Here is a 9,065-nt window from a genome sequence, read left to right as displayed (position 1 = left end):
CCGACCCGGACGTGGCCGCCCGCGGTGGCGGCGAGCGCCACCATCGGAAACTCGGCCCGCGAGATGCCGAAGGCCGACCACAGCGCGTCCTTGGGCAGACGGTCGCGCATCTGCAGCAGCGTCTCGGGCGTCGCCGGTGCGCCCCACGGGATGCCGAGGCAGATCTGGAACAGGGGCGGCGAATCGAGGTGCCCCTCCGCCAGGAGGTGACGGGCGAGCTCGATCTGGCCGAGGTCGAACACCTCGATCTCGGGCTTCGCCCCCGCCTCGCGGATCATGGCCGCCATCGCCCGCAGGTGCGCGGGTGTGTTCATGAAGGCGTGCTCGCCGAAATTCATCGTCGCGACGTCGAGGGTGCAGATCTCGGGGCGCAACGCCGTGACGTGGCGGGTGCGCGCCTCGGGCGGGGCCAGCGTCGTCCCGGGCCCCGCCACCGCCGGATCGGGATCGCCCGCGACGTAGCGCCCACCGGCACCGGTGGTCAGGTTGAGGACGACCTCGGCGTTCCGCTCCCGGATCCGCTCCACCACCTCGCGATAGAGGGCAAGCTCCATGCTGGGCTTGCCCGTCGCGGGGTCACGGACGTGGATGTGGACGATCGCGGCGCCGGCCTCGGCCGCCTCAAGGGCCGATTGCGCGATGGCCTGCGGGCTCACCGGTACCGCCGGGTTCTTCGAGGCGGTGTCGAACGAGCCGGTGAGGGCGCAGGTGATGACGGTCTTGCGGGACATCCGGTCCTCCCTCAGAGCATGCCGCCGTCGACCACCAGGGTCTCGCCGGTGACGTAGGCGGCGCCGGCGGCCAGGAAGAGCATCGCCTCGGCGATATCCTCGGGCTTGGCGAGCCGCGCCAGCAGGGTGCGCGACAGGGTGTCGGCCTTGCGCGCCTCGGGCCAGCCCTGGGTCCAGGGCGTCTCGACGAGGCCCGGCGCCACGGCGTTGACCCGGACCTCCGGGGCGAGCGCCCGGGCGAGGCTGCGGGTGAGGTTCACGAGGCCCGCCTTGCTCGCCGAGTAGGCGATGCTGGAGCCGCGCCGGCCGAGCCCGGCCACCGAGGCGGTGTTGACGATGGCGCCTTTCGATTGGCGCAGGGCCGGCGCCGCCGCGTGAGCGCAGCGATAGGGCCCGATCAGGTTCGTCGACAGGATGGTCTGCCAGAAATCCTCGGTCATCGCGTCGAGGTCGGCGAACTCGACCGGCGTGGCCGAGGCCGGGGTGCCGGCATTGTTGATGAGGATGTCGAGGCCGCCGAGATCGTCGATCCCGCGTGCGACCATGGCCTCGGCCTCGCCCGGCACCGAGACGGTACCGACGAGCGCCCGGACCTTCAGCCCCTCGGCGGCGAGCCGCGCGGCGGCGTCCGGCCCGCGCCCGTCCTCGGCGAGGTGGTTGAGCATCACCTCGGCGCCGCAGCGCGCGAAGAGCGTGACGGCGGCGAGCCCGATCCCCGAGGCGCCGCCGGTGACGAGCACGCGGCGCCCGTGCAGATCCGCACTGATCATGTCGTTTCCACCCTGCGAAATGTTGTTTCGCGGGAGAGTGGCGGGCGGGGAGGGGCTTGTCCAGAGCCGCCGAACGCATCGGGGGTGCGCTGCCGCGTGGCTCGACGGGGCCGGGTGACGTGCCAAGATCGCGGGTCGAGCGGCATATCGGAGGCTCGGAGCGACGCCGACCGAGGGCCGTCCCTCCGATGCGGTGTCCCTTCCGGGGGGAGGTTGCAGGGAGCCGTCGCAGGAGGTTCGGCCGACCGAAGGCCGCGTGCGATTTTCGGCCGCCGCAATCTCGACATGCAAGATCGCCGGATCGAGACGTCACGAAAAAGGAAGCAACTCGATCGCCTGAGCCAAGCTGCTTCGCGACGCTGAGAATAAACCGGGCAATTCGATTTTGCCCACAACCTCATCCCGCGGTTGTCTCGATCGGGGATCGCGGTTTCGTTGACGCCGGACCGGCGTCCGGAGGAGGGATCGAGAGGTCTCCGCGCTCTTCGAGGCCTCCGAGGCTGCCATGCGGCATTTCAGACGACGTCGTGGTCGGGATGACGTGAGAGGGTCGATTCTCACGTCTTCTGCTTGCTAGATCCGCGCCCGATCACGTTGCGATCGGCCGCGGATCTAGGTCTTTGATTTTACAGCATTTTCTATGACGAACCGGGACCCGCTTCGTCGGACGATGCTCTAGGCCGCCTTCTTCGCCGCCTCGCCGTAGAAGGTCCCGCCCTTCTCGGCCATCGCCACCAGGGTCGCCGGTGGGGTGAAGCGGGCGCCGTGCTTGGCTTCCAGCGTGCGGCAGAGGTCCACGAACCGGGCCGCCCCCATGAAGTCGATGTAGGACAGGGCGCCCCCGGTGAACGGCGCGAAGCCGAAGCCGAGGATCGAGCCGACATCGGCCTCGCGCGGGTCAGTCACGACGCCCTCGCCGAACGTGCGGGCCGCCTCCAGGGCCTGGGTGACGAGGAGGCGCTGCCTCAGCTCCGAAAAATTCACCGCCTCCGGATCGAGTGTCGTCTCCTGAAGGTCGCGAAGGCCCGGCCAGAGCTTCTTCGATCCCTGCTCGGGATAGTCGTAGAAGCCCTTGCGGTTCTTGCGCCCGAGCCGGCCCTCGCCCTCGACGAGGGCGGTGAGCAGGCGCTCCTGATGCGGGTTCACGGCGGCCTCGCCGACCTGCGCCTTCGTCGCCTTGACGATCTTGAGGGCGAGGTCGACGCCGACCTCGTCGTTGAGCGAGAGGGGCCCCACCGGCATGCCGGCTTGACGCCCGGCATTCTCGATCATCGCCGCCGGCACGCCCTCGGCCAGCATCAGGTGCCCTTCGAGGATGTAGGCGCCGACGCAGCGATTGGCGAAGAAGCCGCGGGCGTCGTTGACGACGATCGGGGTCTTCTTGATCGCCCGGACGTAGTCGAGGGCCACTGCCAGCGCCCGCTCGCCCGTGGCCTTCCCCATGATGATCTCGACCAGCATCATCTTCTCGACCGGCGAGAAGAAGTGGATGCCGATGAACTGCTCAGGCCGCGACGAGGCCTTGGCGAGCCCGCTGATCGGCAGGGTCGAGGTGTTGGAGGCGAAGATCGCGTCCGGCCCGATCACCGCCTCGACCTTGGCGATGACCTCGGCCTTGACCTTCGGATCCTCGAACACCGCCTCGACCACGAGATCGCAGCCGGCGAGCGCCGAATAGTCGCCGGTCGCGGTGATGCGGGACAGCAGCGCGTCGCGGTCGGCGGTCTTGGCGCGGCCTTTCATGATCTGGTCGGAGACGAGCTTGTGGGCGTAAGCCTTGCCCTTCTCGGCGGCGTCCGCCGACTGGTCGACCAGCACGACCTCGAGCCCGGCATTGGCCGAGACATAGGCGATGCCTGCCCCCATGAAGCCGGCGCCGACGACGCCGACCTTCTTGAGCGAGACCGCGCCGACGCCCTTCGGCCGGCGGGCGCCCTTGTTGAGCTCGCCCATCGACAGAAAGAGGGTGCGGATCATCGCCGCCGCTTCCGGCGAGCGCAGGATCTTGGCGAAGTACCGGCTCTCGACCTTGAGCGCCAGATCCATCGGGAGTTGCAGGCCCTCGTAGACGGCGTGCAGGATCGCCTTCGCGGCGGGGTAGTTGTCGTGGGTCTCGCGGCGGTAGATGGCGTTGGCCGGCGGCCAGGTCATCATGCCGGCGGGCGAGTAGACCTTGCCCGACGGCGCCTTGAACTTGGGCTGGTCCCAGGGCGCAACGGCGGAGCCGCCGGCCTTGATCCACTCCTTCGCCTTTGCGACGATCTCGGCCCGCGGCGCCACCGCGTGGGCGAGGCCCATGTTGCGGGCCATCAGCGGGCGGATCTGCTCGCCCTTGAACAGCATCTGGAGGGCGTCGCCGGTCTGCATCAGGCGGGCGACGCGCTGGGTGCCGCCGGCACCCGGAAACAGCCCGACCTTGATCTCCGGCAGGCCGACCCGGGTCTTGTCGTCATCCGACAGCACCCGGTGGTGGCAGGCGAGCGCCAGCTCGAAGGCGCCGCCGAGGCAGGTGCCGTGCACGGCGGCCGCGAACGGCTTCCCGCAGGTCTCGAGCTTGCGGTAGAGGAGCGTCAGCCGGCGCGATTCCTCGAAGAAGAAGGTCATCGCTTCCTCCTCGCCGCGCTCGCGCGCGAGCCGCGCGTGCTCGACGCCGAGGCCTTGGAGCATCGTCAGGTCGGCGCCGCCCGAGAAGGTGTCCTTGCCCGAGGTGATCACGCAGCCCTTGATGGCGGCATCCGCCACCACGGCGTCGACGATCTGGTTGAGCTCGTCCATCACCTCCGGGGTGACGACGTTCATCGAGCGGCTGGGCATGTCCCAGGTGGCGAGCGCCACGCCGTCGGCATCGGTCTCGAAGCGGAAATTCGTGAGGTTCATGGCGAAGGCCTCGTGAGAGCGATTACGGCTTGGCCGGTGCCGGGGAAGGCGCAGGCACCGGAGCGGGGGCGGGCGCCGCCCCGGGCGCGGGGGCCTGGCCGTTGCCCTGCTGCGACAGGGCCGCCAGCGAGAGCAGGTTCATCATCTTGGTCACCGCGTCCTTGGTGATCGTGGTGACCATCGAGGTCGGGTCGGCGTTGAGGGCCTGGAACTTCTGGTAGACCGGGTCGTCGTAGATCGCCGCCAGCCGCTTCAGCTCGGCCGCATCGAATTTTTGGGCGTATTCCTTGGCAAGTCCGTCGACGAGGCCGTCGCGCTCCTGCGCGAAGGTCTTCTCCAGCTCGGGCCGCAGCTTGCCGGCCTGCTCGGCGCTCATTCCCGAGAGGGTCTTCTCCTCGGCCTGCTTGAACGCCTGCGTCAGGTTGCGGGCGACCGTCTTGGTGACGATGTCGCGGGCGAGCGCCAGACGGTCGTCGTCGGCCCGGGCCGGACCGGCGAGGACCAGCGCGAGGGCGAGGCCGGCGGCGAGGGGGGGGAGGGGACGCATCAGGCTCACACCCGCTCGATGATGGTGGCGGTGCCCATGCCGGCACCGATGCAGAGGGTGACGAGCGCAGTCTGCTTGCCCGTCCGCTCCAGCTCGTCGAGCACGGTGCCGAGGATCATCGCGCCGGTGGCGCCGAGCGGATGGCCGAGCGCGATGGCCCCGCCATTGACGTTGACCTTGGCCGGGTCGACGTCGAAGGCCTGGAGGAAGCGCAGGACCACCGCCGCGAAGGCCTCGTTCACCTCGAACAGGTCGATGTCACCGATGCTCATGCCGGCGCGGGCCAGCACCTTGCGGGTCACGTCGACCGGGCCGGTCAGCATCAGGGCCGGGTCCGAGCCGATATTGGCGAAGGCCCGGATGCGGCCGCGGGGCTTGAGGCCCGCCTTCGCACCGGCCTCTTGCGAGCCGATCAGCACCGCGGCGGCGCCGTCGACGATGCCCGACGAATTGCCGGCATGGTGGACATGCTCGACCGCCTCGACATCCGGATGCGCGTCGATGGCCACGGCGTCGAACCCGCCCATCTGGCCCATCTGGACGAAGGAGGGCTTGAGAGCGGCGAGCGACTGCATGTCGGTGCTCGGGCGGCGGTGCTCGTCGTGGTCGAGCAGCGTCAGGCCGTTGACGTCGCGCACCGGCACGACCGAGTTCTTGAACCGGCCGTCCTCCCAGGAGCGGGCGGCGCGCTTTTGCGATTCGACCGCGTAGGCGTCGCATTCGTCGCGGGAGAAGCCGTACTTGGTGGCGATCAGGTCGGCCGAGACGCCCTGCGGCATGAAGTACGACTTGATGGCGATGGCCGGATCGACCGGCCAGGCGCCGCCCGACGCCCCGATGCCGATGCGGCTCATCGATTCGACGCCGCCGCCGACCGCCATGTCGTGCTGGCCGCTCATCACCTGGGCGGCGGCGAAGTTCACCGCGTCGAGGCCCGAGGCGCAGAACCGGTTGATCTGCACGCCCGGGACGTGGATCCCGTAATCGGCCACCAGGGCGGCCGCCCGCGCGATGTCGCCGCCGGCCTCGCCGACCGGATCGACGCAGCCGAGCACCACGTCGTCGACGAGCGTGGTGTCGAGGGAGTTGCGGTCCTTGAGGGCGCGCAAGGCGGTTTCGGCGAGGCGGAGCGCCGTCACCTCGTGCAGCGAGCCGTCGGGCTTGCCGCGGCCGCGGGGCGTGCGGACGTGGTCGTAGATGTAGGCGTCGGGCATCTCGTCCTCCTCAGGCCGCCCCTTCTGGGGGGAGGCTCTGGCATGCTTCGCCGCATATCGCGAATGTTGGGCACTCGAGAGTGCCCGATGGTGCTACGCACCCTTGATGTCGTTCAGGCGTCGATCGAGATCGGTGACTCGTTCACGCCACTCGGCACTTTCGCCCACTTCGTCCCAGAGTTCCGCGATCTCCGAACCGTCCGTCAAGACCCGCGCGAGGGAGGCGCGGGCTTGTCCGATCAGCTCAGGAACGTCGCGAATCCTCGCCGCTTGAGCCGCGATGATGTCTCGTATGTCGTCGGGCAGTTTCCGATCCGGTCGATCATAGGCGGTCGCGACCATCTCGGCTGCAGCAACGGCATTTTGCCCTGCGTCGACCTCCAGATAGTCCGCTTGCGCCAGGGCCGACGCGAAAGCTTGCGCAATCGCGTCGATCTTGCCGTCCCGCACACGACAGAAACTCTCGAAAGCGCCGTCGTTCTCGAAAGCTCCCAGCCCCCAGGCACCCATGGTCGACCGCAGCGCCTAGAACAGCTCCGCCGGCACCGCCATGACGGCGTCGGACCCGGCCGAGATCCGGGCGAGCCGGGTGCCGGTCTCGGGCAGCACGCGCTCGACGTAGAACCGGCCGGTGGCCAGCCGCGCGTCGAGGCGCTCGGCGATGCCCTCGCCGGACTTCTTCTTCTCGGCGGTCGCCTTGGCGATGCGGCCCCACATGTAGCCGAGGGCGACGAGGCCCATCAGGTGCATGTAGTCGGTCGCGGCGGCCCCCGCATTGTCGGGCTTGGCCATCGCATTCTGCATCAGCCACATCGTGGCCTGCTGCAGGTGGCCGAGGCTCTTCATCAGGGGGGCGCAGAACGGCTTGAGGCTCTCGTCCGCGCCGTTCTCCTTGCAGAAGCCCTCGACCTCGGCGAGGAAGCGCATCATCGCCCGACCGCCGTCGCGCGGCAGCTTGCGGCCGACGAGGTCCATCGCCTGGATGCCGTTGGCGCCCTCGTAGATCTGGGCGATGCGGGCGTCGCGCACGAATTGCGACATCCCCCATTCCTCGATGTAGCCGTGGCCGCCGAACATCTGCTGGGCATCGACCGCGTTGGAAAAGCCCCGGTCGGTCAGCACGCCCTTCACCACCGGGGTGAGCAGGCCCATGTGGTCCTCCGCCGCCTGACGGGCGGCCGGATCCTCGGAGCGGTGGGCGATGTCGGCCTGGAGCGCGGTCCAGATCACGAGCGCCCGGGCGGCCTCGTTGAAGGCCCGGATGGTCATGAGCGTCCGGCGCACGTCCGGATGGACGATGATCGGGTCGGCGGGCTTCTCGGGCGCGGCCGCTCCGGTGAGCGCGCGGCCCTGGAGCCGGTCGCGGGCGTAGGCGACGGCGTTCTGGTAGGCGACCTCGGACTGGCCGAGCCCCTGGATGCCGACGGCGAGCCGGGCCTCGTTCATCATCACGAACATGGCGTTCAGGCCGCGATTGGCCTCGCCAACGAGCCAGCCGGTGGCGCCGTCGTAGTTCATCACGCAGGTGGCGTTGCCGTGGATGCCCATCTTGTGCTCGATGGCGCCGCACGACACCCCGTTGCGGGCACCCAAAGTCCCGTCGGGCCCGACCAGGAACTTCGGCACCACGAAGAGCGAGATGCCCTTGGTGCCGGCCGGCGCGCCCTCGATCCGGGCGATCACCAGGTGGATGATGTTCTCCGACAGGTCGTGCTCGCCGGCCGAGATGAAGATCTTGGTGCCGGTGAGCGCGTAGGAACCGTCGCCGTTCGGCACCGCCTTGGTCTTCAGGAGGCCGAGATCCGTGCCGCAATGCGGCTCGGTCAGGTTCATCGTCCCGGTCCAGGTGCCCTCGACCATCTTGGGCAGGTAGGTACGCTTCTGCTCCTCGGAGCCGTGCACCAGGAGCGCGGCCATCGCGCCCTGCGTCAGGCCCGGATACATGCCGAGCGCGGTGTTGGCGCCGGATACGAATTCCTGCATCACGCTGTTGAGGGTGTGGGGCAGGCCCTGGCCGCCATACTCCTCGGGCATCGACAGGCCCATCCAGCCGCCGCCCGCATAGGCGTCGTAGCCGGCCTTGAAGCCCTTGGGCGTCGTCACGCGGCCGTCGGGGTGGCGGGTGCAACCCTCGCTGTCGCCGACCCGGTTGAGGGGGGCCAGCACCTCCTCGCACAGCTTCGCGCCCTCGGCGATCACCGCCTCGACCACGTCGGGCGTCGCCTCGGCGAAGCCGGGCAGGTTGCTGTAGCGCGCGAATCCGAACACGTCGTTGAGGAGGAACAGCACGTCCTCCACCGGCGCCTTGTAGCTCGGCATGTTTCCCCGCTCCCAGGATCCGTTCCCTCGTCGCGCACGGCGTCGGCCGCGGCGAGATAGTTCATATCTAAACTATCTCGATCGAGAACGGAAGAGGGGCGGGGGGCTGCCGCGGGAGTCACGCGTGAGATCGCCGAATCCGGTACGTCCTCCGACGGTCGGTTCGGCGCTCCTGTCCGGGCGGCACCTGCCCCCGCTGGATGCCGCCAGATTACCCGATCTCAGGCGGCGGTCTTGCCGTAGCCCCGCAGCGCCTCGAGCGCCCGCTCGATTTCCGCCTTCTGGTTTTCGAGATGGGTGATCTGCTCGGCGACTTGGGCGGGGCTGAGGGCGAGCGCACCGCCGGCCCCGGTCTCGGCCAACTCGTCGCCGTCGACCATCGCGGCGATCTCGCGCAGCGTGAAGCCGAGTTCCTTGCCCCGCAGGATGGTGGCCAGGCGCGAACGGTCGTCCTCGGTGTAGAGCCTGGTCGTGCCGCGGCGTTGCGGATGCAGCAAGCCCTTCGCCTCGTAGAAGCGCAAGGCCCGCAGGGTGACGCCGAATTCCTCGGCGAGGTCGCCGATGGTCAAGGTTGCCGGGGACGCCGAGCGCCCCGCCGGGCGACCAG

At 69.4% G+C, this 9,065-nt stretch carries 8 protein-coding genes; all 8 read right to left on the bottom strand.

The genetic code is table 11. The features are described from left to right. Positions 1-731: beta-keto acid cleavage family enzyme (locus tag QR78_RS02730; RefSeq protein WP_048425947.1), on the bottom strand; the 731-nt coding region annotated here is incomplete at its 3' end. A gap of 11 nt (positions 732-742) precedes the next feature. Further along, entirely contained in the window at positions 743-1,501 is a 759-nt protein-coding gene (locus tag QR78_RS02725; RefSeq protein ID WP_048425946.1) for an SDR family NAD(P)-dependent oxidoreductase, read from the bottom strand. Between the two features lie 675 nt (positions 1,502-2,176). Then, positions 2,177-4,378 carry a 3-hydroxyacyl-CoA dehydrogenase NAD-binding domain-containing protein gene (locus tag QR78_RS02720; RefSeq protein WP_048425945.1) on the bottom strand — a complete coding sequence of 734 codons (2,202 nt, stop codon included), beginning with the start codon at positions 4,376-4,378 and terminating at the stop codon, positions 2,177-2,179. 22 nt (positions 4,379-4,400) lie between these two features. Continuing rightward, positions 4,401-4,925 (bottom strand): DUF2059 domain-containing protein, encoded by a 525-nt coding sequence (locus QR78_RS02715; protein WP_048425958.1) that lies wholly within the window; start codon positions 4,923-4,925, stop codon positions 4,401-4,403. Positions 4,926-4,930: 5 nt separating this feature from the next. Continuing rightward, positions 4,931-6,139 carry an acetyl-CoA C-acetyltransferase gene (locus QR78_RS02710; RefSeq protein WP_048425944.1) on the bottom strand — a complete coding sequence of 403 codons (1,209 nt, stop codon included), beginning with the start codon at positions 6,137-6,139 and terminating at the stop codon, positions 4,931-4,933. 93 nt (positions 6,140-6,232) lie between these two features. Further along, entirely contained in the window at positions 6,233-6,649 is a 417-nt protein-coding gene (locus QR78_RS02705) for a DUF4259 domain-containing protein (RefSeq protein WP_048425943.1), read from the bottom strand. Positions 6,650-6,664: 15 nt separating this feature from the next. After that, positions 6,665-8,458 carry an acyl-CoA dehydrogenase C-terminal domain-containing protein gene (locus QR78_RS02700; RefSeq protein WP_048425942.1) on the bottom strand — a complete coding sequence of 598 codons (1,794 nt, stop codon included), beginning with the start codon at positions 8,456-8,458 and terminating at the stop codon, positions 6,665-6,667. 221 nt (positions 8,459-8,679) lie between these two features. Then, on the bottom strand, positions 8,680-9,027 hold the full coding sequence (locus QR78_RS02695; protein ID WP_244276290.1) for a MerR family transcriptional regulator: 348 nt from the start codon (positions 9,025-9,027) through the stop codon (positions 8,680-8,682). Positions 9,028-9,065 lie beyond the last annotated feature (38 nt).

It is taken from the genome of Methylobacterium indicum (assembly GCF_001043895.1).
GTDB lineage: Bacteria > Pseudomonadota > Alphaproteobacteria > Rhizobiales > Beijerinckiaceae > Methylobacterium > Methylobacterium indicum.
The sequence above is the reverse complement of the archived record's forward strand: the minus strand, read 5'-3'. Positions and strand labels throughout refer to the sequence as shown.

Excerpts from the sequence above, each read along its gene's own strand:
- QR78_RS02725 (WP_048425946.1), bottom strand. The coding sequence starts at position 1,501 with ATGATCAGTGCGGATCTGCACGGGCGCCGCGTGCTCGTCACCGGCGGC.
- QR78_RS02720 (WP_048425945.1), bottom strand. The coding sequence starts at position 4,378 with ATGAACCTCACGAATTTCCGCTTCGAGACCGATGCCGACGGCGTGGCG.
- QR78_RS02715 (WP_048425958.1), bottom strand. The coding sequence starts at position 4,925 with ATGCGTCCCCTCCCCCCCCTCGCCGCCGGCCTCGCCCTCGCGCTGGTC.
- QR78_RS02710 (WP_048425944.1), bottom strand. The coding sequence starts at position 6,139 with ATGCCCGACGCCTACATCTACGACCACGTCCGCACGCCCCGCGGCCGC.
- QR78_RS02705 (WP_048425943.1), bottom strand. The coding sequence starts at position 6,649 with ATGGGTGCCTGGGGGCTGGGAGCTTTCGAGAACGACGGCGCTTTCGAG.
- QR78_RS02700 (WP_048425942.1), bottom strand. The coding sequence starts at position 8,458 with ATGCCGAGCTACAAGGCGCCGGTGGAGGACGTGCTGTTCCTCCTCAAC.